The sequence below is a fragment of the Rhodococcus sp. IEGM 1366 genome (genome assembly GCF_033142425.1).
Classification (GTDB): Bacteria; Actinomycetota; Actinomycetes; order Mycobacteriales; family Mycobacteriaceae; genus Rhodococcus_F; species Rhodococcus_F globerula.
In genome coordinates this window covers 247,750-273,539 of record NZ_JAWLRZ010000002.1, presented here as the reverse complement: position 1 = coordinate 273,539, position 25,790 = coordinate 247,750, and the positions used below count along the sequence as shown (strand labels likewise).

23 protein-coding genes and 1 tRNA gene are annotated in these 25,790 nt (G+C 61.9%); 12 read left to right on the top strand and 12 right to left on the bottom strand.

All coding sequences use genetic code 11. From position 1 onward, the window contains the following. Window positions 1-37: 37 nt before the first annotated feature. The 5 genes from ftsX to prfB form a co-directional block, all read right to left on the bottom strand. Window positions 38-943 carry a permease-like cell division protein FtsX gene (gene ftsX, locus R4P64_RS07140; RefSeq protein ID WP_033231129.1) on the bottom strand — a complete coding sequence of 302 codons (906 nt, stop codon included), beginning with the start codon at window positions 941-943 and terminating at the stop codon, window positions 38-40. Between the two features lie 82 nt (window positions 944-1,025). Then, window positions 1,026-1,706 (bottom strand): cell division ATP-binding protein FtsE, encoded by a 681-nt coding sequence (ftsE, locus tag R4P64_RS07135; protein WP_202025995.1) that lies wholly within the window; start codon window positions 1,704-1,706, stop codon window positions 1,026-1,028. Window positions 1,707-1,779: 73 nt separating this feature from the next. Beyond that, window positions 1,780-2,265 (bottom strand): hypothetical protein, encoded by a 486-nt coding sequence (locus R4P64_RS07130; RefSeq protein ID WP_072782331.1) that lies wholly within the window; start codon window positions 2,263-2,265, stop codon window positions 1,780-1,782. After that, window positions 2,262-3,146, bottom strand: a complete 885-nt coding sequence (locus R4P64_RS07125) for a mechanosensitive ion channel family protein (protein WP_033231131.1) — start codon at window positions 3,144-3,146, stop codon at window positions 2,262-2,264. Before R4P64_RS07125 ends, R4P64_RS07130 begins: the two co-directional genes overlap by 4 nt. A 19-nt stretch (window positions 3,147-3,165) precedes the next feature. Beyond that, window positions 3,166-4,272, bottom strand: a complete 1,107-nt coding sequence (gene prfB / locus R4P64_RS07120; protein ID WP_033231132.1) for a peptide chain release factor 2 — start codon at window positions 4,270-4,272, stop codon at window positions 3,166-3,168. Window positions 4,273-4,349: 77 nt separating this feature from the next. Between prfB and R4P64_RS07115 the strand changes: the two genes are divergently transcribed. From R4P64_RS07115 to R4P64_RS07105, 3 genes are all read left to right on the top strand, one after another. Further along, window positions 4,350-4,844 (top strand): carbonic anhydrase, encoded by a 495-nt coding sequence (locus tag R4P64_RS07115; protein ID WP_317819990.1) that lies wholly within the window; start codon window positions 4,350-4,352, stop codon window positions 4,842-4,844. Between the two features lie 61 nt (window positions 4,845-4,905). Then, a complete protein-coding gene (gene hisN, locus R4P64_RS07110; RefSeq protein ID WP_317541454.1) occupies window positions 4,906-5,688 on the top strand; it encodes a histidinol-phosphatase in 783 nt (260 codons plus the stop codon). A 136-nt stretch (window positions 5,689-5,824) separates the two neighbouring features. Then, window positions 5,825-7,339, top strand: coding sequence for a multicopper oxidase family protein (locus tag R4P64_RS07105; protein WP_317541452.1), 1,515 nt, complete (start codon window positions 5,825-5,827; stop codon window positions 7,337-7,339). Here the strand turns inward: R4P64_RS07105 and R4P64_RS07100 are convergent. Both R4P64_RS07100 and R4P64_RS07095 read right to left on the bottom strand, forming a co-directional pair. Further along, window positions 7,333-7,971 (bottom strand): response regulator transcription factor, encoded by a 639-nt coding sequence (locus tag R4P64_RS07100; RefSeq protein WP_317819987.1) that lies wholly within the window; start codon window positions 7,969-7,971, stop codon window positions 7,333-7,335. The genes R4P64_RS07105 and R4P64_RS07100 overlap by 7 nt on opposite strands. Continuing rightward, on the bottom strand, window positions 7,968-9,110 hold the full coding sequence (locus R4P64_RS07095; protein WP_317819986.1) for a sensor histidine kinase: 1,143 nt from the start codon (window positions 9,108-9,110) through the stop codon (window positions 7,968-7,970). Before R4P64_RS07095 ends, R4P64_RS07100 begins: the two co-directional genes overlap by 4 nt. A gap of 148 nt (window positions 9,111-9,258) precedes the next feature. Between R4P64_RS07095 and R4P64_RS07090 the strand changes: the two genes are divergently transcribed. From R4P64_RS07090 to R4P64_RS07080, 3 genes are all read left to right on the top strand, one after another. Further along, on the top strand, window positions 9,259-10,674 hold the full coding sequence (locus tag R4P64_RS07090) for an acyl-CoA dehydrogenase family protein (RefSeq protein ID WP_045070477.1): 1,416 nt from the start codon (window positions 9,259-9,261) through the stop codon (window positions 10,672-10,674). A 27-nt stretch (window positions 10,675-10,701) separates the two neighbouring features. Beyond that, a complete protein-coding gene (locus tag R4P64_RS07085; RefSeq protein ID WP_045070480.1) occupies window positions 10,702-11,904 on the top strand; it encodes an acyl-CoA dehydrogenase family protein in 1,203 nt (400 codons plus the stop codon). 90 nt (window positions 11,905-11,994) lie between these two features. Next, window positions 11,995-13,620, top strand: coding sequence for an acyl-CoA synthetase (locus R4P64_RS07080; RefSeq protein WP_317819983.1), 1,626 nt, complete (start codon window positions 11,995-11,997; stop codon window positions 13,618-13,620). Here R4P64_RS07080 and R4P64_RS07075 read toward each other — a convergent pair. Genes R4P64_RS07075 through R4P64_RS07065 form a run of 3 tightly spaced genes read right to left on the bottom strand, consistent with a single transcriptional unit; the run spans window position 13,617 to window position 17,210 of the window. After that, window positions 13,617-14,948 (bottom strand): amidohydrolase family protein, encoded by a 1,332-nt coding sequence (locus R4P64_RS07075; protein ID WP_172936078.1) that lies wholly within the window; start codon window positions 14,946-14,948, stop codon window positions 13,617-13,619. The two genes, R4P64_RS07080 and R4P64_RS07075, sit on opposite strands and share 4 nt — an antisense overlap. A 38-nt stretch (window positions 14,949-14,986) precedes the next feature. Further along, window positions 14,987-15,964, bottom strand: a complete 978-nt coding sequence (locus tag R4P64_RS07070; RefSeq protein ID WP_317819981.1) for an isopenicillin N synthase family dioxygenase — start codon at window positions 15,962-15,964, stop codon at window positions 14,987-14,989. Window positions 15,965-15,983: 19 nt separating this feature from the next. Further along, window positions 15,984-17,210 carry a nitrate ABC transporter substrate-binding protein gene (locus R4P64_RS07065; RefSeq protein ID WP_287162633.1) on the bottom strand — a complete coding sequence of 409 codons (1,227 nt, stop codon included), beginning with the start codon at window positions 17,208-17,210 and terminating at the stop codon, window positions 15,984-15,986. Between the two features lie 208 nt (window positions 17,211-17,418). On the opposite strand from R4P64_RS07065, the gene R4P64_RS07060 reads away from it, so the two are divergent. The 4 genes from R4P64_RS07060 (at window position 17,419) to R4P64_RS07045 (ending at window position 20,853) form a co-directional block, all read left to right on the top strand. Continuing rightward, window positions 17,419-18,201, top strand: coding sequence for an ABC transporter ATP-binding protein (locus R4P64_RS07060; protein WP_033231143.1), 783 nt, complete (start codon window positions 17,419-17,421; stop codon window positions 18,199-18,201). Between the two features lie 95 nt (window positions 18,202-18,296). Next, window positions 18,297-19,061 (top strand): ABC transporter permease, encoded by a 765-nt coding sequence (locus R4P64_RS07055; protein WP_202025990.1) that lies wholly within the window; start codon window positions 18,297-18,299, stop codon window positions 19,059-19,061. Window positions 19,062-19,097: 36 nt separating this feature from the next. Continuing rightward, complete coding sequence (locus tag R4P64_RS07050; protein ID WP_317541436.1) at window positions 19,098-20,159, top strand: isopenicillin N synthase family dioxygenase; 1,062 nt, start codon at window positions 19,098-19,100, stop codon at window positions 20,157-20,159. Between the two features lie 49 nt (window positions 20,160-20,208). Next, window positions 20,209-20,853 carry a GntR family transcriptional regulator gene (locus R4P64_RS07045; protein ID WP_033231489.1) on the top strand — a complete coding sequence of 215 codons (645 nt, stop codon included), beginning with the start codon at window positions 20,209-20,211 and terminating at the stop codon, window positions 20,851-20,853. 76 nt (window positions 20,854-20,929) lie between these two features. Here R4P64_RS07045 and R4P64_RS07040 read toward each other — a convergent pair. After that, window positions 20,930-21,003, bottom strand: a tRNA-Met gene (locus tag R4P64_RS07040). A gap of 444 nt (window positions 21,004-21,447) precedes the next feature. On the opposite strand from R4P64_RS07040, the gene R4P64_RS07035 reads away from it, so the two are divergent. Further along, a complete protein-coding gene (locus R4P64_RS07035) occupies window positions 21,448-22,002 on the top strand; it encodes a transglycosylase family protein (RefSeq protein ID WP_033231146.1) in 555 nt (184 codons plus the stop codon). A gap of 79 nt (window positions 22,003-22,081) precedes the next feature. Here R4P64_RS07035 and R4P64_RS07030 read toward each other — a convergent pair whose 3' ends face one another. After that, on the bottom strand, window positions 22,082-25,039 hold the full coding sequence (locus R4P64_RS07030) for a UPF0182 family protein (protein WP_033231490.1): 2,958 nt from the start codon (window positions 25,037-25,039) through the stop codon (window positions 22,082-22,084). 147 nt (window positions 25,040-25,186) lie between these two features. Between R4P64_RS07030 and R4P64_RS07025 the strand changes: the two genes are divergently transcribed. Continuing rightward, a complete protein-coding gene (locus tag R4P64_RS07025; RefSeq protein WP_033231147.1) occupies window positions 25,187-25,789 on the top strand; it encodes a PPA1309 family protein in 603 nt (200 codons plus the stop codon). Window position 25,790: the final 1 nt, after the last annotated feature.

Genomic DNA, 25,790 nt, shown 5'->3' with positions numbered 1-25,790 from the left:
AACTCTTGCTCTCAGCATAGAAGGCCGTGCAAACCAATTACTCGCGCACGTACAAACGAAGCGTGACATACGAGGTGATCGCTGCCATTCCCACGCCTGCGAGGACCAGGAACGGTGAGACGAACAGGATGTCGCTGTTCGAAATACGGGCGACGATGTTGGCTTCGTAGACGTCGGCCAGCACTCCGTCGATGAAAAGGTTCTTTGCTGTGAAGAGACCGGCGATCGCCAGAACCGCGCCGATCAAAGCGGCAACAATTGCCTCGAGCAAGAACGGAAGCTGTGTGTACCAGCGTGTTGCGCCCACCAGTCGCATGATGCTGACCTCGGTACGACGCGTGAATGCCGCGATCTGAACCATGTTGGCGATCAACAGAATAGCGGCGATGGCCTGAACGACGGCGATCGCAAAGGCTGCATTGCGGACACCGCCGAGGACGCTGAAGAGACGGTCGACGAGCTCGCGCTGATTGAGAACACTTTCCACGCCTGGCCGCGAACCGAACGTGTCGTTGATGACGCCGAATCGTTCCGGGTCGCTGAGCTTGACCTTGAACGACGCCGGGAAGCTGTCCGGGCTGACCAGTGCGGCCAACTCGGGTTGGTCCTTGAAGACTCGCTCGGTCGCGTCCTTCACCGCGTCGTCGCGATTGAGGAACTGAACCGCGACGACGGACGGTGTCTGCTCGAGTTCCTGCCGCAGAGTGCTGCAGATTTCCTGCTCGCAACCGGGGTCCGCGGCGGAAATATCATCCGTCAGGAAGATCTGGACCTCGACGCGCTCGAGGAAGATTTGCTGCGTCTTACCGGCCATCTGAACCACGAGGAGGCCGCCGCCGAAGAGTCCAAGCGAAATGGCGGTCGTCAAGATCATGGCAATGGTCATCGTGATGTTGCGGCGCAGGCCGGTCAGGACCTCGCTGAAAATAAAACTGGCACGCATCGGGGAATCCGATTCCTTCTCGAATGATCGGCGGCTTCGCGGCTACCGGTGGGCGTTCGGACGAGTGGTGAGCAGTCGGCGTTTACCTGCCGACGCCGTACACACCCCGCGCTTCGTCTCTGCTGACCTTGCCGAGATCGAGTTCGATGACTCGCCGACGCATCGAGTCGACGATGTGGTGGTCGTGAGTGGCCATGACGACGGTGGTGCCGGTGCGGTTGATGCGCTCGAGCAGCAGCATGATGTCCTGGCTGGTCTCGGGATCGAGGTTGCCGGTGGGCTCGTCGGCGAGGAGGACCAGCGGCCGATTCACGAAAGCGCGCGCGATGGCTACGCGCTGCTGCTCGCCACCGGACAGTTCGGTCGGAAGTCGATCGGCTTTGCCGGCCAGGCCGACCATGTCGAGGACCTCGGGAACGGTGCGCGCAATCACGTCGCGTGGCTTACCGATCACTTCCAATGCAAACGCGACATTCTCGGACACCGTCTTCTGCTGCAGCAGTCGAAAGTCCTGGAAAACGCAACCCATGGCCTGCCGCAGCTTCGGAACTCGACGGGCCGACAACTTGTTGACGTGGAAATCCGCGACCTCGATGTCACCGGACGTCGGCGACTCCATTTTCAGCAGCAGACGCATGAAGGTCGACTTGCCAGAGCCGGAGGGGCCGATGAGGAAGACGAACTCCCCCTTTTCCACCTCCACACTGACATTGTCGAGCGCCGGCCTGGTGGAGGCCTTGTAGGACTTCGACACGTTCTTCATGCTGATCACAACAAGCCAGTCTAGCCGTTATCGAACAGTGACCTTGGAGCAACGCGCGGCGAGTGCGCCCGTATTACCCGGCTCCACTGGTTGTCGCGGCTGTTGTGCTCGGAATTGTCGTGACTGTGCTGTTGGAATTGCCCGAGTTGGAATTTTCGTTGCCGGAGTTACCGACCGGAGGGCCTGGAGGCGGTGCTGTCGTCGTCACCGTCGTAGAAACACCGCTCTGAGCTGAACCGGGAGTTGCTGAACCGGGAACCACAGTCGTCGACGGCACCGATTCCGAGGACGGAGGCGTCGAAGATTCCGGGACAGCTGTTGTCGTTGTCGCCACCGGAGGCTGCGTGTACGGCTCCGTCACCGACGATCCTGCGGCCGGCGCGGGCGTGGCCACGGTTGGCTCCGCCGGGTTGAGATACGCGTTGGCGACGTAGGCGAGGATCCAGGCCACGACCAAGATGAATGTCGACGTCCGCATCCGGCCACCGAACAAGCGGGACGGCATCCAGTCGAGATGGATGAGCCGGTCGAGACCGCGCCGGGGTTCCTGCTCGGTCATTCGCTCGCCTCCTCGATGTCGCCCGTATGAAGTCCCGGCGTGACGGTGATTCCTTGTCGACGCAGTGCCGCGGCAACTCGCACACGCAGTGCCCGGCCGACTTGGAACTGTTTGCCGGGTAGCGTGCGCGCCACCATCCGAATGCTGACTTGATCCACTTCGAGGCTTTCGATGCCCATGACCGTCGGCTCGTCCAGGAGAAGCTTCTTGAGTCCACGGTCGGACATTGCATCGACGCCGACCTGACGCAAGACCTCGTTGACGCGGTTGAGATCGGCAGTGGCGGGAACCGGAACGTCGATGACCGCACGTGCCCAATCCTTGGACAGGTTGGTCGCTTTCACGATCTGACCATTGGGAACGGTGATCACTTCACCGTCGGCGTTCCGCATTCGCGTGACTCGCAACGTCACGTCCTCGATGACACCTTCGGCGTCGTCGGACGAGCCAGTGATCGCCAGTCGCACGGTGTCGCCGAATCCGTACTGGCGCTCGGTGATGATGAAGAAGCCCGCCAGAATGTCCTGCACGACGCGCTGCGCACCAAAGCCCAGTGCCGCGCCGAGCACCGTTGCCGGTGCGACCAAACTGCCGATCGGCAGGTTCAGTTGGTCGAGAACCTTGAGTGTCGCGATCACGTAGATGAACGTGATGATCACCCATGTGATGACCTGCGCGACCGAGTGACGATGCTTGGTCGCCTCCGACCGCACCAGAGCGTCACCCAACTGATAGTTGGCGTCGATCTGGTCGGTGACCTTGTTGCCGCCCCAACTGACCAAACGGGCAAGGATCATCGCTCCGAGCACGGTCATGAGGACCGACAATCCAGGGTTCTGGAGCCAATCGAGCAGGTTCTGCCCAGGTCTGAGAAAAGTCATCGTGCCTTTCGGTTGCCGCTTATGCGGACTGGTTCTCGCTCATGCGCCAGCGAATGCCGGCCTCGAGGAAACCGTCGATGTCACCGTCGAGCACTGCGGACGGGTTGTTGACCTCGTACTCGGTGCGCAGGTCCTTGACCATCTGGTACGGGTGCAGGACGTACGAACGCATCTGGTTGCCCCAGGAGCTTCCGCTGTCGCCCTTGAGCGCATCCATCTCGGCTCGCTCTTCCAGACGCTTGACCGCCAGCAGCTTTGCCTGCAGGACGCGCATCGCCGACACCTTGTTCTGGAGCTGCGACTTCTCGTTCTGGCACGTCACGACGATGCCCGTCGGGATGTGTGTCAGGCGAACCGCGGAGTCCGTGGTGTTGACGGACTGACCACCCGGACCGGACGAACGGTAGACATCGACGCGGATGTCGTTCTCGTTGATCTCGATGTGGTCGGTAGTCTCGACGACCGGCAGAACCTCGACTTCGGCAAACGACGTCTGACGACGGCCCTGGTTGTCGAACGGGCTGATCCGGACCAGGCGGTGCGTGCCCATTTCCACAGACAGCGTGCCGTAGGTGTACGGCCCCTTGATCGCGAACGTCGCGCTCTTGAGTCCCGCTTCTTCGGCGTACGACGTGTCGTAGACCTCGACGCCGTAGTCGTGCTTTTCCGCCCAACGGATGTACATGCGCATGAGCATCTCGGCCCAGTCCGCTGCGTCGACGCCGCCTGCGCCGGAGCGGATGTTGATCAGCGCGTCACGCTCGTCGTACTCGCCTGACAGCATGGTCTTGACTTCCATCGCCGCGATGTCCTCGCGCAGGCTGGCGCGTTCGGCGTCGGCGTCGGCAATCGCGTCAGGGCCTTCGTCTTCTGCCAATTCGTAGAGAATCGGCATCTCGTCGAGCCTCTCTCGCAGCGCCACGATTCGACGAAGCTCCGATTGGGCATGCGACAGCTGGCTGGTTACTTGCTGAGCGTGATCCTGGTCGTTCCACAAGCCGGGATCGGCAGCCTGATGTTCGAGCTCGTCGATGCGTCGACGCAGCTCTTCGACGTCCACGACCGACTCGCAGGTGCGAAGGGTGGTGTCGAGCGCGTTCAGGTCTGCAATTACGTCAGGATGCACGGTTCTCAAGGCTACCGGGTGCCAAACCCTGCAATAACCGCGACTCGAATCAGGACCCGAACCAGAAAGGTGTATCCATGACCGTCACCGACGAATATCTACAGAACAACGCCGCATACGCCGAGCAATTCTCCGGACCGCTCCCCCTGCCGCCGAGCAAACACGTTGCCGTTCTCGCCTGCATGGATGCCCGTCTGGACGTCTACCGCGCACTCGGCATCGAAGAAGGCGAATCCCACGTCATCCGCAACGCCGGCGGTGTGGTCACCGACGACGAGATCCGGTCGCTTGCCATCAGCCAGCGCCTCCTCGGCACCACCGAGATCATCCTCATCCACCACACGGACTGCGGAATGCTGACGTTCACGGACGACGATTTCAAGCGCTCCATCCAGGACGAGATCGGCGTCAAACCGTCCTGGTCACCCGAATCGTTCCCCGACGTCGACGAAGACGTACGGCAATCACTACGCCGAATCGAGAGCAGTCCGTTCATCACTGCAACGACCTCACTGCGCGGATTTGTCTTCGATGTGGCGACCGGAAAGCTGAACGAAGTTCTGCCCGCGTAGGTAGGCGCACAGATGGGCGCGTAGATGGGACAGGGCGGGCAAGACGGTAAGTTGTCTACCCGTGACCGACCTCGCTTCCGACCTTGTTCTGGCCCTGCGTCTCGCCGACGAGGCCGACGCGATCACTCGCGCCCGCTTCGGCGCTCTCGATCTGCGAGTGGACGACAAACCCGACCTCACCCCGGTCTCCGACGCCGACCTCGCCGTCGAACGCGCCGTGCGCGCGAGCTTGTCCGAGGCTCGACCGGGCGACTCGGTGCTGGGCGAAGAGTTCGGCGGCGACGCGGTATTCGAGGGACGGCAGTGGGTGGTCGATCCGATCGACGGCACCAAGAACTTCGTGCGCAACGTGCCTGTCTGGGCGACCCTGATCAGTTTGCTCGAGGACGGCGTACCCGTCGTCGGTGTCGTCAGCGCGCCCGCACTGAACCGACGCTGGTGGGCGGCAACGGGTTTGGGTGCCTTCACCTCCTGCAACGGCGGCGACGCCCGACGCATCGAGGTGTCCGCCGTCGACCGCAGTGAATCCGCAAGCCTGAGTTTTTCGAGCCTGTCCGGCTGGAAGGACCGCGGAATCCGCGATCAGTTCATCGATCTCACGGATCACGTGTGGCGCGTCCGCGGGTACGGAGACTTCTTCTCGTACTGCCTCGTCGCCGAAGGTGCAGTCGATATCGCCGCCGAACCCGAGGTTTCCCTGTGGGACCTTGCCGCTCTGGACGTGTTGATCCGCGAAGCCGGCGGAACCTTCACCGACTTGGCCGGCGGGACCGGCCCGCACGGTGGCAGTGCCGTTGCCACCAACGGCTTGCTGCACGAGGATGTTCTTGCTCGCCTGAGGTAGCCGGCCAGGTAGCAGAACTCCCCACTCGCCGCAACGGCCTGAGGGAGGAGTCCCGGCAGGCCCGTCGGCAGGATTCGGCACGGCATTCGGGCACGTTGACTTGGAGTAGTCGATTACGCACTACTTCAGGAGAATGATGAACCGGATTTCCCGGCGCTCGATACTGTTCGGTCTGGCTGCCGCGCCCCTCGGACTTGCGGTGGGCTGCGGCGCCGACTCCGCCGACTCCGCCGGCGCCTCACGGCCTACGGCAGCAGCAGGGTCTTCACGTCCGTTACCGATTCCGCCGCTGGCTGCATCCACGGTCGACGACTCCGGCGTCCGCCATTTCACCCTCCGCGCCGGCGCCGGAACCACCGAGATTGTCGCGGGAAAGATCACTGACACTTGGGGTTTCAACGGCTCTATCCTGGGTCCGACGGTCCGAGCCCGACGCGGAGAATCTGTCGCATTCACGATCGACAACGCACTGGCAGAGCCCACGACCGTCCACTGGCACGGCATGCATCTACCCGCCAGGTTCGACGGCGGACCGCACCAGACCATCGAAGCCGGCGGGCGGTGGGAACCGGCGTGGACCATCGACCAAGCGGCGTCGACGCTCTGGTATCACCCACATCCGCATGGATCCACCGAGCGGCACGTACAACGCGGGCTCGCCGGACTGTTCCTGATCGACGACGCCGACACCGATATGCTGGACCTCCCGAAAACCTATGGAGTGGACGACATTCCACTGATCATCCAGGATCGCCGATTCACCGCGGACGGCAGTTTCGACGAGACCGACCCGACCGACGTCGGCTTGCTCGGCGACACGATCGTCGCCAACGGCATCGCCGATGCCTACCTCGACGTCACTACCGGCGTTGTGCGACTGCGCATCCTGAACGGCTCTTCCGGCCGTCTCTACAACCTGGGGTTCCCCGACGACCGCACGTTCGATCTGATTGCCACCGACGGCGGACTGCTCGAATCACCGATTGCGATCAAGCGGATTCAGCTCAGCCCCGGCGAACGAGCCGAGATCGTGGTTCGCGTCGACCCCGGTGCGACGACCACACTGGTGTCGTTCCCGATCGAGGACGGCGGTGGCGTGAGCTCCTCCGACGCAGAGAACTTCGGGATGAACGACCGCTTCGACATCATCGAGCTGCGTGGCGTCGGCCTCCGAAAGTCACTATCGACCCTCCCGGCAAAGTTGGCGACAATGCCGCATCTCGATCCGTCGAAGGCAAGCGTCTCCCGAACCTTCGATCTGCAGTGGTACATGATCAACGGGCAACGAATGGACATGAACCGCATCGACTTCGAGGCCGAGGTCGGCGCCACCGAAGTGTGGACGATCACCAACAAGGACAACTGGCCACACAATTTCCATGTCCACGACGTGCAGTTCCAGATCCTCGACGTCGACGGTCGCACTCCCCCGCCGCACCTGCGCGGCCTCAAGGACACCGTCTACACACCGCCGGGCAGCAGGGTTCGCGTCGCACTGCAGTGGTCCGAGTACACCGATCCCACATTCCCTTACATGTTCCACTGCCACCTGCTGATGCACGAGGATCAAGGGATGATGGGCCAATTCCTCGTCCTCGAACCGGGACAGAAGGCGGCTCCGATGCAGATGGACATGGGCACCGGTCATTGACGGTTCTGTAAGTGGTACACGGCGAGGCGAACCCGATTGTCGCAACCCGTCTTCGACATCAGGTTCGCCACGTGAGTCTTGACCGTGGTCACACCCAAATGCAACGCGTCCGCGATTTCCTGATTGCTCTTCCCTTCCGCAACCAGGGCGAGAACCTGCGATTCGCGCTCGGTCAGCGAAACCGCCTCTGTCACAGCAGTGCCCGCGGCGGCGCCGATCACCGCCCGATCCACGACGCGGCGGAGCAGTTCCGGGGAGAACACCATGTCGCCCTCGGCTGTCCGGCGAATGGCACCGAGCAACTCGGCGGGTTCGGTGTCCTTGACGAGAAACCCCGAAGCACCGGCAGCAAGCGCGGGATACAGATGATCGTCGTCGTCGAAGGTGGTGAGTACGAGAATGCGTGCGCGCCGCCCGGACTTGACGATCTGCCGCGTGGCACCGATCCCGTCGAGGCCGGGCATCCTCAAGTCCATCAGGATTACGTCGGGATCCAGTTCGGCGGCAAGCGCTACCGCCTCGACGCCGTTCGACGCCTCACCGGATACGGTCATGTCCTCGGCCGCAGTGCACAGCATCCGCAGACCTGCTCGCACCAGCCGCTGGTCGTCGACAACCAACACTGCGATCACGAGTCGTCACCCTTGACCGACAGCGGATGGGCCAACAGCGGAATACTCACGTGCACCTCCCACCTTCCGTCACCGAGCGTACCTGCGGTCATCTCACCGCCGGCCAACTCTGCACGCTCCCGCATTCCGACGAGGCCGTGTCCGGCGCCCTTCGCCGACCCCTCGACATTGTTGATCACCTTGACGTCGACCCGACCGGCGTTGCGACGAACAGATACCGAGACGGGCCCCTTCCTGTCTCCGTGCTTCATGACGTTGGTCAGCGACTCCTGAATTACCCGTAACAGCGTCAACCGGCCGATGGCGTCGAGGTCACCTGCGCCCGACTCGACGTGCGCCTTGACCTGGAAGCCGGCTGCACGCACACGATCGAGTGCAGCCTCGATCTCCGCGGCGACGGCGTCCGGTTCGACCAGAGCAACCTCGCCGAGCGAGGGATCGCGCAATGCGACGAGAAGACGGCGAATATCGGTCAGCGCATCCGACGCCGTCGCGCGCACGTCGGCGAGGACTTCCCGCACGGCCTCGTCCTGAGGTGCCAATACGTGTTGAGCGACTCCGATCCGCAGGACGATCGACGCCATGTGGTGTGCAACAAGGTCGTGCAGCTCACGGGCCAGAGCGCTTCGTTCCGCAGCTCGGGTGTGCGCGAGATTGTTCGCGGCCAATTCACGCTGCGAACGCAGATATAGTCCGAGCAGCAGCGGTAAGCCCACGTACGCAAGCACTTTCACGGCAGTCGTGACCGAGAAGAATGCTTCGTGAGATTCGAACCAGATCCCTGCCAGTACGGAACCGCACCATCCGATTACAGATACGGCAACCAGTTCCCGGCGCTCGGCCCGCATCGTGACATCGACAACGGCTACCGCTCCGAGAAACGGCACGAGCTCGGACAGACCCCACGCGTCGGCGACGAACATCGGAACCGCAAGTGCCGAGATGACCAGCGAAGCAAGTACCGGCCACCGGCGACCAGCCACGAAGATGATCGCCGACAGCATCGAGACGATCCAATAGCCGACGGGGACCCGATACTCCCCGGGATACGTGCTGGCAATCAGTAAGCACGGAATCAATACCAGCGGCGAGTAGCGCACATACCGCTGAATCCGATCTGGCACCTCTGTCCGGTTCACCTGTCGAGCCTATGACGCTCGGGGTCGTGGCACCTCCTACTCAGGGAGGAGTAGACGTGACTCGCGTCATTTCGAGGGATGCTCGACATCCGACCTTACTCCTGAGTAAGATAAGGGAGTCCAACGCCCCGACACCGAGAAACCCCTGGTGATCATGACCAAGCAAGACAGTGTGGCCCCGAGCAAGAGCCATGCCACGGCGCACCCCCGCGACACGTCCGCAGTCGGCCTCAACCCCGTCAAGCGCGATGCGATGGGTACCGCCATGCGCGTGCTGACCAAGATCACCGGTTCTGAATTCGCAGAAAAGTTCAACCTGCGCCAGACCATCGACCGGGTTACCTACGAGGGCACCAAGACCGGCTTCAAGACTCTCGGCGCCGCTACGCGCGGTTTCAAGAAGGTGGCCGGCAACGACGCGCCCAAGCGACTGCCGGACAACCCCGCCAAAAACTCGGACTACTTCGACCTCACGCCCGACGACGACCAGAAGATGATCGTCGAAACCGTGCGCGACTTTGCATCGGAAATCCTGCGCACCGCAGCACACGATGCCGATGCGGCCGCCGCCGCTCCTGCCGATCTGACGAAGCGGGCGGCCGAACTCGGGATCACCTTGATCAACGTCCCCGAGGAACTCGACGGCGCCGCATCCGATCGCGGCGCGGTCACCAACTCGCTTGTCGCCGAGGCGCTCTCACACGGAGACATGGGGCTGGCACTGCCGATCCTCGCTCCCAGCGGCGTAGCTGTCGCCCTTACTCAGTGGGGCACCGACGCGCAGCAGAAGACGTATCTCCCCGCATTCACCGGTGAGCAGGTTCCCGGTGCCGCAGTGGTAGTCAACGAGCCTCGCGCGCTGTTCGATCCCTTTGCACTGCAGACCAAGGCCGTTCGCTCCCCCAGCGGATACCGCCTCAACGGCGTCAAGAGCCTGGTACCGGCCGCTGCAACGTCGGAACTTTTTGTCATCGCCGCGGAACTCGACGGCAAGCCGTCGTTCTTCATCGTCGAGTCGGACACCAAAGGCCTTGTCGTCGAAGCTGACCCCAGCATGGGACTGCGGGCCGCATCGCTCGGTCGCCTGATCCTCACCGATGTCTCGGTTCCCGAATCCGCACTTCTCGGCGACGGCGACGCCGATCAGCGCAAGGCCGAGTACGCCGACGCAATCCGCCTCGCGCGCCTCGGTTGGGCGTCGATGGCGGTGGGCACCAGCCAGGCCGTGCTGGACTACGTGATTCCGTACGTGAACGAGCGCGAAGCATTCGGCGAGCCGATCAGCCATCGCCAGGCAGTTGCGTTCATGGTGGCCAACATCGCCATCGAACTGGACGGAATGCGCCTGGTCACGCTGCGTGGCGCTTCGCGTGCCGAGCAGGGATTGTCCTTTGCTCGTGAATCGGCCCTCGCCCGGAAGTTAGCTTCCGAGAAGGGCATGCAGATCGGCCTCGACGGCGTGCAACTCCTCGGTGGGCATGGATTCACCAAGGAACACCCGGTCGAGCGCTGGTACCGCGACCTTCGAGCCATCGGCGTTGCCGAGGGCATTGTCCTCATCTGACGCCGCTGACTTTCCAGGAGAACCACGATGATCAATCTCGAACTTCCCAAGAAGCTCAAAGCATCCGCGAACCAGGCGCATCAGGTCGCGGCTCAGATCTTCCGACCCATCTCACGCAAATACGATCTGGCCGAACACGAATACCCGGTCGAACTCGACACGATGGCTGCCATGGTCGAGGGTCTGTCCGACTCGGGTGGCGACATCGGCGGCGCTGCCGGCGGCCGAGCTGACTCCGGCAAGACCGGCAATGCAAACGGTGGAAACATGTCGGCACTGCTCAACTCCCTCGAAACCTCGTGGGGCGACGTGGGTCTCATGCTCTCGATCCCCTACCAGGGCCTCGGCAACGCCGCGATTGCAGCCGTCTCCACCGACGAGCAACTCGAACGGTTCGGCAAGGTGTGGGCCTCGATGGCCATCACCGAGCCCAGCTTCGGATCCGACTCGGCTGCAGTCACCACCACAGCAGTTCTGGACGGCGACGAGTGGGTTCTCAACGGCGAGAAGATCTTTGTCACCGCCGGTGAGCGTTCCACCCACATCGTCGTCTGGGCATCGGTCGACAAATCCAAGGGCCGAGCGGCAATCAAGTCGTTTGTCGTGCCGCGCGACGCGCCGGGCCTGAGCGTCGCCCGCCTCGAGCACAAGCTGGGCATCAAAGCGTCCGACACCGCCGTACTCTTGCTCCAGGACTGCCGAATCCCCGCGGACAACATCCTCGGCAGCGCAGAGGTCAACGTGGAGAAGGGCTTTGCCGGCGTCATGCAGACGTTCGACAACACCCGCCCGATGGTCGCCGCCATGGCTGTCGGCGTCGGCCGCGCCGCACTCGAAGAACTGCGCACCATCCTGACGGAAGCCGGCGTCGAGATCTCGTACGACACACCGGCCTACAACCAGCATGCCGCGGCAGCCGAGTTCCTTCGGATGGAAGCTGATTGGGAAGCCGCCTACCTGCTCGCATTGCGCGCAGCCTGGATGGCAGACAACAAGAAGCCGAACTCCCTCGAGGCGTCGATGTCCAAGGCCAAGGCGGGCCGCACGGGCACCGACATCACACTCAAGGCAGTGGAACTCGCCGGAACGTACGGCTACTCCCAGCGTCCACTGCTCGAAAAGTGGGGCCGTGACTCCAAGATTCTCGACATTTTCGAGGGCACTCAGCAGATTCAGCAGCTGATCATTGCCCGTCGTCTCTTGGGAAAGACGTCTGCCGAACTGAAGTAAAAACACGGCACCGAGATCGTCGGTGAAAGCGTCCGGTTTCGATTAGGCTGAGATCCGGTCCTTTCACCGACGCTCGGAAGAGGTTTACCCATGCCCGGATTGGTCACCAAGATCACAGACACCATCGGCGCCGTGGGAGTCATGACACGAGCGGGACTGATTCCGTTTCCCCGCCTCGACAAGGGTCTGAAATCCATTGCAGCTGTGGACAAGTACGGACCATTTGCCGGTCCCGTCCACGCGCATGCCGAGAACGGCCTCGATGCGGTAGCCATCATCGACGAACGTGGACCCATCACGTACGCCGAACTGGAACGGCAGAGCAACGCACTGGTACGGGCCTGGCAGGCCGATGGCATCACATCCGATTCGGTGATGGGCGCTATGTGCCGAAACCATCGTGGCCTGGTTCTGACCATGCTCGCGGCAGCCAAGAACGGCACCAAACTTGTCCTCATGAACACGGGATTTGCGCGCCCTCAACTGGTCGACGTCGCGGCCCGTGAAAATGTCGCGGCCTTTGTCTACGACGACGAGTTCACCGAAGTTGCCGACGCCCTCCCTGCGGACACAAGGCGATACCGGGCGTGGGCAGAGCGCGAAAACACCACCATCCGCACACTCGACGACGTCATTGCGGGACGAGGAACCTCAGCAGTGCCGGCGCCGGGACGCAGTGGCGGGTTCGTACTTCTGACCAGCGGAACCACCGGAACCCCGAAAGGCGCGCCGCGCAGCCACACCTCGCCGTTGGCGTCAGCGCAGTTCCTCGACCGGGTACCACTGCGCCGCGGGCAGACAATGATGATGGCGGCGCCGGCCTTCCACGGCACCGGTGTCTCCCAGTTCGCGCTCGCCCTCGGCTTGGGACAAACCGTCGTGATGCACCGGAAATTCGATCCCGAGAACACGGTCAAGCTTGTGGCGCAACACAAGTGCGACAGTCTCGTCGTGGTTCCGACGATGCTGACCCGCATCATCGATCTCGGCCCCGAAGTGCTGTCGAAATACGACACCTCACATCTGAAGATCATTTTCTCCGCGGGGTCCTCACTCTCACCTGATCTCTGCAAACGAGTGACGGAGGCATTCGGTTACGTCCTCTACAACCTGTACGGCTCCACCGAAGTAGCGGTCGCCACTGTCGCCACACCCGAAGATCTCACCATCGCGCCGGGCACTGCCGGCCGGGCGCCCGTCACGTGCCACGTCGAACTGTTCGACGACAACAATCAGAAGATCAACTCCCCCCACACGATCGGACGAATCTTCGTCTCGAGCGGCCTCAGCTTCGAGGGCTACACCGACGGCCGCGACAAGGAGCGCATCAACGGACTCCTCTCCACCGGCGACGTCGGGCACTTCGACGCCAACGGCCTGCTGTTCGTCGACGGCCGCGACGACGACATGATCGTCTCGGGCGGTGAAAATGTATATCCCCTCGAAGTGGAGAACCTCCTAGCTGATCATGCGGACGTGCTGGAAGCTGCGGTGATCGGAGTGGAGGACGCGGATTTCGGGCATCGACTGCGCGCCTTCGTTGTGATCGCCCCCGGTGTAGACCAGAACGCCGAGGCTCTGAAATCTCACGTCCGCTCCAACTTGGCGCGATACAAGGTACCCCGTGAAGTCCTGTTCATCGACGAACTCCCCCGCAACGCAACGGGAAAGCTGTTGCGCCGCGTACTGATCGAGATGGACGTCGACAAGACTTAGGCCGACAGTGCACTGATCAGCTCAGCCTCGTCCACCCGCGTCGAGTGCCCGTCCCGGATGACAACCTCGCCGGCAACCAGAACGGTGTCGACGATCTGCCGGGTTCCGGTCGTGAGAATGGATGCACCCGGGTCGCGCACCGGCAGGCATCCGAAGTCTCTCTCGAACCGAATCATGGTGAGATCAGCAGCATCTCCGACAGACACACCGCCTGATCGCGGTGGCAAGCCGAGTGCACTGTTGGCGCCGCCGGTGGCGATATCGATCATGGCACCAAAACCGAGTAGGTCCGCACGCGCTCGGGTGGCCCGCTGCACGTAGGCACCGGTACGCAAGGTTTCGAGCATGTCCTGCGTGTCGTTGCTGGCGGCGCCGTCCACCCCCAGCCCCACTGCGAGGCCGGCTTCCAGGAAGCTCGGCACCGGTGCGACCCCGCTACCGAGTCGCATGTTGCTCACCGGGTTGTAGGAGACGCCGACTCCTCTCTCTGCCAGCACTTTCTGACCACGATCATCGAGTTCGACGCAGTGAACCGCGAGAACTCGATCCCACAGGAAATCGTTAGCGTCCAAGAAGTCGACCGCACCCATCCCCGTGTGTTCGGTACACATCATATTGTCGGTCTGTGTCTCGAGCAGGTGTATCGATACGGTCAGTCCGCGCGCCTGAGCGAATTCACGCACCTGCGCCATTCCCTCCGGAGTCAACGATCTCGGATTCGGCACTGCCACAGCCGCATCGATGCGCGATCCGGCAACGTCTCGCATGATCTGATCGGTGTGATCGAGGACGTCGCCCAATGGCTGCAAAAGCCGCGGATCGAAGCCCCACTTACGCGTCGGGTCCGATCGATCCCCCACCCCACGCCCCAGCAGGGCGCGAATCCCGGTGTCGTGCAATCCCCGGATGACAGCGTCGTGTACCTCGCTCGACGGGTGCGGCCACATGTGTTCCACCAATGTGGTGGTACCGCTCCGCAAGGCCTCCAGGCTGGCCGCAACTGTTGCGGTGTACGCCTTTTCCGGGGTGATCAGCACGGATTCCTCGGCAACGGCAAGCAGCCATTCGAGTAGTGGAGTTCCCTCCGCGATCCCCCGCATCAGCGACTGCTGAATGTGCGTGTGCGTGTTGACGAATCCGGGAATCAAGTAGGCACCGGATCCGTCAACACTTCCGGCCTTCGGGTCACCGAGAGCCGACGTACCGCGCGACGCCTCGATCGCGGTGACAATTCCGTCAGTCACCACGACGTCTCGACCTTCGAGCCATTGCCTGCCGCTGTAGACGGTGACGTCGGTGATGGTGATGCTGGCGGGTGCGGTATTCATCGTTTTCTCCGTGTCTTCGGTCGGCGTCTTCGGTCGGCTCAGCGGGCGAAATTGGCATTCACGCGCTGGTAGAGATAATCCTCGGCGGTGATCGGCGGATACTTCCCGGCCGGACCTTCGATCATGATGTCGCGGTTGGCCTGCGCGAAGAAAGCCAGGCTGTATCTAGGGCCCCGGTAGTCGTTCAGGCCTGGGCTCTTGACGCGATGAAAGTTCGACGGCAGCACATCGTCGCTCCATCGCATCAGCATGTCACCGATGTTGCAAGTGATCGCTTCCTCGGCGGGTTCCACCGACGTCCATTCCTGGGTCTCCATCTCCTTACCAGGGCACAACTGCAGCCCGCCCTGACCGTCGCGCTGAAAGAGCAAGGTCAGGCAGTCGAAATCGGTGTGCGCGCCCGCGCGCCACATTCCTGCGACATCGGCATCGGGAGCGAGCGGGAAGTAGTGCAGCAACCGGAGGGTGCTCTGGTAACTGGTCACCGACGGATCGTGGGCTTTCGCAAAGAAGTCCCGCTCGAATCCGAGTTTGTCTGCGAAACACGAGAGCAGGGCCATCGCGACGCCCCAGCACCGTGCCTCGAAATCGAGAATCGTTTCGCGGAAGCCCTCGAGTTCGTCGTCGGTGGGCCACAGGTCACCCATGTGGGGGCGGGTTACCTGGTAGGACTCCTTCTGATCGGGCGTCCCGATCGACGGCCGCACTTGCGACATGCTCTCCCAGCCGGAATTGAATCCCTTCTTGAGTGGATATCGGGCCTTGACCTCATCGGGTAGCGCAAAGAAGTTCTCCGTGGCAGCGAACGCCTTGCGAACCTCACCGATGTCGATTCCGTGGTTGACAACCTGAAAGAATCCGATATCGGTTGCAGCCGAACATAACTCGTCCGCTATCTCGCTGCGGCGGTTCTCGAAGTCGGAGAGATCGATCCGTCGCACTTCGCGGTCGGTTGTTTCGGTACCGAGGCCGCCCATACGGCTCTCACGGTTGAGTTCGGTCATCTCGTACGTCATGATTTTTCCAGTCTCCTGATCAGCGGATTCCGATGGACGGGTTGGTGAATTTGTTGGTGTAGATCTGTTCTGCGGTCAGTGAATCCGGAATCGCTGCACCGCCGGCCACCAGAACGGGCGTCAGGTCGGCGACGTTTCGGGTGACTCTGGCCATGTCATAGGTTCCTACCGAACCGTCAGCCTCGTTTGCAATCAGCCCTTCGTCTTTCAACATCTGAGCACTGAAGGCAGCCTCGCCCTCGGTGTATGGACTGAACGAAATATCCTGGGAGACAACGTCGACGATCGCGCTGTTGGCCGCGGCCGGATCGGTGATGTAGTCGGCACTCGCTTGCTGGATGATCGGAACCAATTTGGTCAGGCAGGACGAGAGCGATTCTACTTTGTCAGCGCGGACCGACACATTGGACGCATAGATGTCGAAGCCTGAATCCTTCAGCAGGTCAAAGGAAACCGGCTTGTCCCAGGCCGGCGTCTCGTTCTCGTACGTGTACGGTTCGGAATTCGCGAATCCCTGCTGCGCAATGGTCGGGTCGCCGACGAAGCGCGACGGTGCGCCGTCGTAACTCGTGTCGAGCTGAGACTGCTTCAACAACCCCTTCGCAACCAGCCACTGCGGGAACAACTGTTCCTTGGACACCACGACGCTTGCATCGGTCTTGCCGATGTCGGCAACACTCTTCCAATCAGGGTGCGACGCAGGGTCCCACATCACGATTGCCGGACTGTACTTGAGTAGTGGAGTCACCGCCATGACGGGCTGACTCGCCGACGCGGCGATCACCTGGTCACCATGGATCAGACCCAGCGTGATCGAATCATCCACGTACATCTGAGAACTGACGGACTGGAACCCGATCGCCGGGCCACCTGCCCGAAGCGTGAGATCGACGCCGGTATCCTTGCCGCCCGCGACCAGAGTGCCACTGACCGACTTGTCGTCCGTGTCGACGGTGTATCCCGGCCCGAGCATCTCGAACAGCGCACCCATATCCGACTGCGGCTGCCATTGCAGCTGCACTACAACGTTTTCCGGACACGCGCCGGCTAGTGTCTGCGCATCCGCAGCGGGCTCGAGCGCTTCCGACGCAACCGCCGTGTCGGCGTCACTCGAACTGCATGCACTCAACCCGAATGCAGCAAGCAAGGCGAGGGCAATACTGGCGGTTCCCACGGTTGTGCGTTTGGAATTCACGGGTTCTCCTCGAAATGAAGGGACTCTGACTGCAGTGACTCTGACTGGCATGCAGATTGGGGATGAGCAGAGTCTGTAGCACTTCGATTACATGCAGATGCCGCTTTGTTTCTCGCAGGTTAATCATTCGAGATAACCGATTCACCTGCAATGTCACAATCAATTAACACTGAGAAATCCGCCCGACATACATGCAATCCACACTCAATCCCATCAGAACGCATATATTTTGCATGCATCACACGATCCGGAGGCACGGATGAAACTCGCAAACACGATGCAGGACACCGACGCACGCAGACTGACCACGTCCATGCAGATGGCCTTCACCGATGTAGTGAAGAAATTCGACACCGGCACGGTGGCACTGGACGGCATCAATCTCGATGTGCGCCGTGGCGACTTCGTGGCCGTGGTCGGCCCGTCCGGCTGCGGCAAGTCGACACTATTGCGCATGGCAGCCGGCCTCGAGCGTCCTACCAGCGGATCCGTTGCCCTCGACACCGAATCGGTTGGCTTCATCTTCCAGGAGCCGACGCTGTTACCTTGGCGAACAGTGCAATCCAATGTCGAGTTGTCGGCCGAGTTGGGCGGCGTGTCCAAAGCCCTCCGTCGTGAACGCGCCGGCGAAGCCATCAACGCTGTCGGTCTACGAGACTTCTCGGGGCAATTGCCCAATGCACTGTCCGGCGGCATGAAGATGCGAGTGTCTCTCGCGCGGGCTCTGACCTTGGCTCCGGAGGTCATGCTCCTGGACGAGCCGTTCGGTGCTCTCGACGAAATGACGCGCCTCGACATGCAGGTCGAACTTCAACGGCTATACGCGGACAAGGGATTCACCGCTATGTTCATCACGCATTCCGTGTCCGAGGCGGTGTATCTCGCCAACAAGGTTGTCATCATGACCGCGCGACCTGGTCGCATCCATTCTGTCGTCGACATCGGCTTCGGTTACCCACGCAGCCCGGAACTGCGGTACGACGCCCGTTTCACCGAATACGTCGCCGAAATTTCGGCCAGTCTGCACGGGAGCCTCCGATGACCGAAGCACTTACACTTCGCCGCGAAGTAGTAAGCACCACAGCAACTTCCCTACCCACGCAGCTCTGGAAGCCACGCCTGAAGAGGATCGGGAGCATGATCGCGTTTCCCCTTCTCTCGTTGGCCGGCGCCCTCGCGCTCTGGTCGATAGTGAGCAACCTGGTCCTCTCACCCGAACGCCAGTTCATGCTGCCGCCCCCAAGTCGGGTGCTCACCCAGTCGCTACTCGACTGGAAACACCTCGGTCCGATGCTCGAAGCGCTGGCCGTCACCGCGCAGGTCGCGGCGGTGGGATTTGTCGTCGCCGTTGCAATCGGCGTCGGAACGGGTGTACTGATGAGTCAGGCCAAGTGGATCGAGCGGATCGTCTACCCGTATGCCGTTGTGCTTCAGGTCATTCCCATCCTCGCGATAGTCCCGTTGATCGGCCTGTGGTTCGGCTACGGCATGACTGCCCGCACCTTGGTGTGTGTACTGATCGCGGCGTTCCCCATCATCACCAACACCCACTTCGGTTTGCAGTCCGTGGACCGGGGACTGCATGAACTCTTCACCCTCGGACGCGCATCGCGCTGGGATCGGCTGGTAAAGCTCGAACTGCGAGCGGCGATGCCTGCCATTCTCACCGGCATCCGCACCGCGTCCGGACTTGTTGTGGTCGGTGCCATTATCGGCGACATGTTCTTCGCAAAAGGACAACCCGGCATCGGCACCCTTCTCGACGTCTACCGCAGCCGACTTCAGTCCGAGGATCTGATCGGCGCGATCGTCATTGCATCACTGTTCGGTGTCCTGGTCTTCTCCGCTTTCGGATACCTCTCCCGCATTCTGGTCGGTAAGTGGCACACGTCCGGCCGCTGATCGACCTACTCCCCATCGAAACAAGGACCTACCGACATGAGCTTCGAGATTCCCACCATCGACATCAGCCCATACGTCATGAGCCCATACGTCGCGAACTCGCCGGACGAGCGCCACGACGCTGCCCGCGCCGCCGTCGCTACCGACCTGGACCGGGCTTGCCGCGAAGTCGGCTTCATTCAGATTGTGGGACATGGAATTCCACGCGAATCGATCGACGGACTGGCCGACGCACTGGACGAGTTCTTCGCCCTGCCCCTGGACGTGAAGAAGACGTACGCCCGCTCGTCGTCCGAGAACCGTGGATACTCTCCGCCGAAGTCGGAGTCGTTGAGCATGAGCCTGGGTGTCGCGTCCGCGAATATGATGAACGATTTCTACGAAGCCGTCGTCGTCGGAACCGAGGCCGCCGACTACCCGGACCTCGACCTCCCCGAATCCAGTTACGCCGCCAACACCTGGCCGGATGCGGCACCCGGATTCAGGCCTGCTGTCGAGCAATACTTCTCCCACGCACAGACTTTGGCTGCAATCCTGATGCGCGCGTTCACCGATGCGCTGGGATTGGAGCAAGGATATTTCGACTCCATGCTCGACCACTCGATCAATGCGTTGAAAATGAACAATTACGCGCTCCCCGAAAGCGAGATCGCGATGCCCGGGGAAATGACCGGTATGGGCGCTCACACCGACTTCGGGATTCTGACCATCCTCTGGGCAGATCAGGTGCCCGGCCTTCAGATCCTGGGCGCCGACAATCTCTGGCATGACGCCCAACCAGCGGACAACGCCCTGCTGATCAATCTCGGCGACGCGATGGCTCGCTGGACCAACGACCGCTGGCGGTCCACGATTCACCGCGTCGATCCGCCGATCGTCGACGGTCGGATCATCAGACGGCGTTCTGCCGCATTCTTTTTCGACGGAAACTACGACGCCGTCATCGAGGCGCTACCGGGAACACTGCAGCCCGGCGAGGTCGGGTATCCGCCGATCACGATTGCCGAGAACATCGCGGCCAAGGTCGCAGGATTGAAAGGTGGGATTGCCCCGGGTGGGGACTTGCGAGAAGCCGAACGAGTACGCGCGGCCGGGTAATGTCAGCACTGTGCAAGGGGACCACGAAATCCATGACGAAGAAGAAATCATGACCACAACCGAGCGTGCACCGCTGACCGAGTCGGTACACGAGACACTGCGAGAGCTCATCTTCTCCGGCGAACTCGCCCCAGGCACGCCGCTCAGTGTCCCCGCACTCGCATCCAAGCTGAATGTCAGTAGAACGCCGGTTCGCGAGGCCGTTCAGCAATTGATCTACGAAGGCATCGCGGTACACACCCGCAACGCCGGTGCGAAGGTCGAATCGCTCGATGCGGACTCACTGCGCGCGGTGTTCGAGGTCCGGGAGGTCCTGGACGGCCTTGCGGCTTTCAGCGCTACAACCCGCGCCACTCACGACGTCGTCTCCCAACTGAACAAGATGGTCGAGGAACAACGTGAATTGTTGAACACCGCACCGGATCGGCGTCGCGATTCCGCGTTGGACCTCGAGTTCCACAATCTGATTCGGGAAACAGCGGCCAACGACCCACTCCGTGACGCTCTGCACCGCCTGGATGGTCAATCGCATCTGTTTCGGACGGACATGTGGGGTTCGGATCTGAACCGGCGGCTCGCCGTGGCCGAGCATGCCCGGATCGTCTCGGCCATCGAGACCGGTGACGCTGTTGCTGCCCGCGCCGCCGCGAGCGCTCACGTCGCCGGACTACTCGTCCGTACGACGCGCTGCTGAACACCGACACACACCAACACACACTGACAAAAAAGAACCGCCGCACTGGATTCCAGTGCGGCGGTTCTTTCTTTAGTAGCGGGGACAGGATTTGAACCTGCGACCTCTGGGTTATGAGCCCAGCGAGCTACCGAGCTGCTCCACCCCGCGATGCATGGATAAAACTACACGAGCCGGTGAACAGAATGCAAATCGCCTGCGCCAGAGTCACATCCGAGCCCCGAACCACGATTTTCGGTGACCGGCTTCACAATTTCACCGTGACCATCAACACATAACAGACGTGTAACGGAGACACCTCGAATCCGCATCGCCGGGATCTGACCTGGCGATTGTCCGGATTTTTCGAACCGATACCGAACAATCAGCTCGCAAAACCGTGAAGTGAACCTTGAAAGCAACTCCCGTACGGTCGATCCCGGCCCGAATCAACCGGGCGAACGCCGACCCGCCGCTGCCTGACTCTGCCCCGCGGGATCGGAACCCCCGAAACCTTCGAGGGGCAGAGACACGGAGAGAGAAGCGCCCGGGACGAAAGCATCACCTCGACCCGCAGGCCCGCCGTTGTCAGCGAGCGCGGAGAGGATTTACCCCATGTCTTACACCAGCATCAGCAAGCGTGCAGTAGGCACATTGGCCGTAGCCGGCGCCCTCGTTGCAGTACCCCTCACCATCTCCACCGGCACCGCATCCGCAGCCACCCACAACTGGGACGGCGTCGCAGCGTGCGAGAGCGGCGGAAACTGGAACATCAACACCGGAAACGGCTACTACGGCGGACTTCAGTTCTCGCAGAGCACCTGGACCGCCAACGGCGGCTCCGGCTCCCCCGCAAACGCGTCGAAGGAAGAGCAGATCCGCGTTGCCGAGAACACCCTGCAGTCCCAGGGCCCGGGCGCATGGCCCAGCTGCGGCAGGCACCTGACCGTCGCATCCGAGGAGCAGGCTCCGGCGCCCGCACCGGTCGTCGAAGAAGCACCGGCCGTCGTCGAAGCACCCATCACCGCAATCCAGATCCCGGCCGAGGTCAAGCCCGCAGCACAGCAGGCCTACGACTCCGCTCGCGCGCTTGCCGATCAGTACGGTTTCGGCGCGCAGTTCCAGCAGCTCGCCGACACCAACCCGCAGGTGCTCGCAGCACTGCGCTGATACCGGCGTACAACGCACAAACGCGAAGGCCCACCATCCGATTTCGATGGTGGGCCTTCGCGTTCTGCTACGACAACCCTTACTTCGGCAGCGCCTGGTAGGCGTCAACTGCCTTCTGCAGACGATCCAACGCCGCACCGTATGCAGCGAAGTCGCCGCTCTGCTGGGTAGCTCGCAGATTTACCAGCGCTGCATCGAGTTCCGCGACAACCGCCGCGGTGTCGGTCGGAGCCGGGGCCGGGGCGCCGGGCGTCGGATTGGTTTCCGTGCTCGTATCCGGAGTCGGCGCGGTCTCGGCCGTTCCGCCCGGAGCCGTTGCCACACCGGCAGCACCGCCGTTGTCGAAGATCTGACCGAGAGCCTCGGCCAGCGTCGACGCGTAGCCGACCCGAACACGACCGGACACACCCGGTTCCTGGTAACTGGCCAGGACGCGAGAGAGCTGCGGGAACGACGTACTGGCGTTACTGCGTTCGGTGTACATCGGCTCGACGTAGAGAATGCCGCCCTTTGCGATCGGCAACGCCAACTGGTTGCCGTATCGAATGGTGTTGGTTCTCTCGAGGATCGATTTCTCCGAACCCACTCGCGGATCCGAGATCATCGAGTTCTGAGACTGCGACGGACCCTGCGTCTGTTTGTCCGTCGGCAACTGCAGGACGGTGATCTTGCCGTAGTTCTTCGGATCCGAATCCACCGAAATGTGGGCCGAGAGGAACTCACGACGGAAGCCGACCATCGGGCTGATGAGGCGGAACGCCGGCTCACCGGTCTCCTGATCGCCGACCATCACGTAGAACGGCGGCTCGTTCTGGTTGGAACCTTCGACCGTCGGCTCGTTGGGTACCGACCAGAACGCGTTGTTCGTGAAGAACTCGGTCGGGTTGTCGACGTGGTACTTCGCCAACATCTCGCGCTGGACCTTGAACAGATCCTCCGGGTACCGGAAGTGCGCACGCAGGTCGTCGGAAATCGCGCTCTGCGGCTGGACGGTGTTCGGGAACACACCCTTCCACGCATTGAGGACGGGATCGTTGTCATCGACCTGGTACAGCGTGACCGTGCCGTCGTAAGCGTCGACGGTGGCCTTCACCGAGTTACGGATGTACGACACCTCCTTCTTCGGGAGGAGTCGGCCAGTGGTGGCGTCGACACTGTCGGCCACCAGGCCCTCGAGCGAACTGCGCTGCGCGTACGGGTAGTTCTCGAGCGTTGTGTACGCGTCGACGATCCAGACGATCTTGCCGTCGACAGCAGCCGGGTAGGCGTCGCCGTCCATTGTCAGCCACGGAGCAACCTGGCCGACGCGATCGCGCGGGTCACGGTTGTAGATGATCTTGGAATCGGAGCCGACCGCACCGGAGAACAGGATGTTGCGCTCGGTGTACTTGGCGGCAAACGCCAACCGATTGAACCAGTTTCCGATATCGACACCACCGGATCCGGTGTACGTGTACTTGGTCTGCTCGGTGTCGTACTCACGCGGTTCGGAGCCGCTCGCCCCACCGACGATCGCATAGTCCGCGGTGCCCTGAGCGATGACCTCGCCGTAGTAAACGCGTGGCTGATCGACCGGAATGACCTGCGTTCCTGCGGCCAACGACGCGATGTCGCTTACCGTGTAGATCGGGTAACCCGCGTTGTTGTTGGCTGCTTCCTTGGTCGGATCGAGGACCGGAGCGGTGATCCTGTTGGCCGGCGCTGCCACCAAGCCGTCGCCGTGTGTGTAGACGGTGTGCTTGTTGATCCAGTCCGTCTGGTTGCCCTGCAGGTTGTTGGGCGAGAGTTCACGCGCCGCAACGATGTAGTCCTGCATTTCGCCCGCGACCTCGTAGCGGTCGATGTCGAGCGACGGCGGGAATCCGTAGAAGTTCTGACGCTGCTGCTGCTGTGTGAACGTGGGCGAAAGAATGTTGGGATCCAGCAAGCGTGCGTTTGCAATGGTCGTGACGTCCGCCGGAACGTCGCGCGGAATTGCGGTGCCGTCACCCGAATACGGCTGATAGGTCACCTTGTCGTCGGTGATGCCGTACGCCTGCCTGGTGGCGGCGATGTTCCGCTCGATGTATGCGCTTTCCTTGTCTGCGGCGTTCGGCTTGACCGAGAACTGTTCGACGATCATCGGCCACACGGCACCGACCAGAACCGACGACAGCACGAGCAGAGCGACAGCCATCGCCGGAATGCGGAGATCCCGCGTGAAGATGGCCGCGAAAAACGCCAGCGCACAGATCACTGCGATGGACAGCAGGATCAGCTTGGCCGGCAGCACCGCGTTGATGTCGGTGTAACCGGGGCCTGTGAACGTTGGCTCCTTACGATCGCTCGAGAGCAGCGAGTACCGGTCGAACCAGTACGCAACTGCCTTGAGCAGAACGAAAGTTCCTGCCAAGACTGCCAATTGGATGCGAGCAGCCGTGGTGAACGTTCCCGCGCGACCGGCGAGTTTGATGCCGCCGAAGATGTAGTGCGTGAGAAGGTTCGCTACGAACGCCAGGAGAACCGCGACAAACAGCCAGTTCAGCACGAAGCGGTAGAACGGCAGATCGAACGTGTAGAAACCGACGTCGAGGTTGAACTGCGGATCGGAGATCCCGAACGAACCACCATTGAAGAACAACTGGACCGTGACCCAGTTGGCCTGCGCGATCAACCCGGACAGCAGTCCGATTGCGATCGGGATGATCACACCGAACAGACGCAGACGCGACATGACGGTGGTGCGGTAGCGCGCGATCGGATCATTCGGACCGGACACCGGAACAAAAACGGGACGCGAGCGGTACGCGAGCATCATCGCCAACCACACGATGGCACCGACCACAACACCCACGACGAGGAAGAGCAGCGCGCGGGTCAGGAGAACCTTGGTGAAAACACCTCGGAAATTGACTTCGCCGAACCACAACCAATCGGTGTACATGCCGATCAGTCGCGGACCAATCAGCAGGAGTACCGCAACAATTACGGCTACCCCCAACAGGATTCGACTGCGTCTGGACAGAGAGGGTAAACCTGCGGGGGGCCGCATGCCCACGTGCCACGCTCCAAGATTCGGCGACGCCGAGGCGCCGCAACCGAGTGCATCGATCAGTGCAGCCATGTCCGAGTGGACTTGGCCGTTTCGGACCACTCTACGTAACAACAGTCACGGCGTGACAACACGAGGTGCAAGGATGAACGGGTGAGTGAAGAAAATCCGAACAGGTCACCGAAGGCACTAGCCCGGTGCGTTCATGAAGTTGTCGACCACATCGACGCCGAAGGCTGGGATCAGCCACCCAAGTTGTATGCCCTGGTACCCACCGAGCTGCTTGCCGCAGCCGAACCGGGCCTGCTCGACCAACTCGAGGACGGGGCCGAATACACCCCGATCGAACAGGAGCCACTCCCCGACGACATCATCGGCGGATCACGCGCACTCGACGAGTTCCTGGCCACGACCAATTGGCCCGACTCCGTCGAGGGTTGCATCCTCGTGCAGGAAATCGTGGTTCTGCCGCCCGCCGCGGAATCGGATCTCGACCATGCCGTCGAGCCGGTCTTGACCGACGAACACGCGGCTGACGAAATTGCCCGACTGACGGCCGACGCGCACCCGGACCGACGAGCGGCACGCCTGTTTGTCGGCGTCCTCCGCGACGGCCCGTCCCTGTCGCTGTTGCAGATGCGCCCGGACGAGGACGCAGATCCATACGCCGAGCCGGCGCTTCTGACGTACGACGGTTTGGCTCCTCACATCGTTCATGCGTTGTACGCGACGCTGGACGAAGTCGAAGACGACTAGC

Bases quoted from the DNA above. Each gene is read 5' to 3' on its own strand.
- ftsX (WP_033231129.1), bottom strand. From the start codon at position 943: ATGCGTGCCAGTTTTATTTTCAGCGAGGTCCTGACCGGCCTGCGCCGC.
- ftsE (WP_202025995.1), bottom strand. From the start codon at position 1,706: ATGAAGAACGTGTCGAAGTCCTACAAGGCCTCCACCAGGCCGGCGCTC.
- R4P64_RS07130 (WP_072782331.1), bottom strand. From the start codon at position 2,265: ATGACCGAGCAGGAACCCCGGCGCGGTCTCGACCGGCTCATCCATCTC.
- R4P64_RS07125 (WP_033231131.1), bottom strand. From the start codon at position 3,146: ATGACTTTTCTCAGACCTGGGCAGAACCTGCTCGATTGGCTCCAGAAC.
- R4P64_RS07115 (WP_317819990.1), top strand. From the start codon at position 4,350: ATGACCGTCACCGACGAATATCTACAGAACAACGCCGCATACGCCGAG.
- R4P64_RS07105 (WP_317541452.1), top strand. From the start codon at position 5,825: ATGAACCGGATTTCCCGGCGCTCGATACTGTTCGGTCTGGCTGCCGCG.
- R4P64_RS07085 (WP_045070480.1), top strand. From the start codon at position 10,702: ATGATCAATCTCGAACTTCCCAAGAAGCTCAAAGCATCCGCGAACCAG.
- R4P64_RS07080 (WP_317819983.1), top strand. From the start codon at position 11,995: ATGCCCGGATTGGTCACCAAGATCACAGACACCATCGGCGCCGTGGGA.
- R4P64_RS07075 (WP_172936078.1), bottom strand. From the start codon at position 14,948: ATGAATACCGCACCCGCCAGCATCACCATCACCGACGTCACCGTCTAC.
- R4P64_RS07070 (WP_317819981.1), bottom strand. From the start codon at position 15,964: ATGACGTACGAGATGACCGAACTCAACCGTGAGAGCCGTATGGGCGGC.
- R4P64_RS07065 (WP_287162633.1), bottom strand. From the start codon at position 17,210: ATGCCAGTCAGAGTCACTGCAGTCAGAGTCCCTTCATTTCGAGGAGAA.
- R4P64_RS07060 (WP_033231143.1), top strand. From the start codon at position 17,419: ATGAAACTCGCAAACACGATGCAGGACACCGACGCACGCAGACTGACC.
- R4P64_RS07055 (WP_202025990.1), top strand. From the start codon at position 18,297: ATGATCGCGTTTCCCCTTCTCTCGTTGGCCGGCGCCCTCGCGCTCTGG.
- R4P64_RS07050 (WP_317541436.1), top strand. From the start codon at position 19,098: ATGAGCTTCGAGATTCCCACCATCGACATCAGCCCATACGTCATGAGC.
- R4P64_RS07045 (WP_033231489.1), top strand. From the start codon at position 20,209: ATGACCACAACCGAGCGTGCACCGCTGACCGAGTCGGTACACGAGACA.
- R4P64_RS07035 (WP_033231146.1), top strand. From the start codon at position 21,448: ATGTCTTACACCAGCATCAGCAAGCGTGCAGTAGGCACATTGGCCGTA.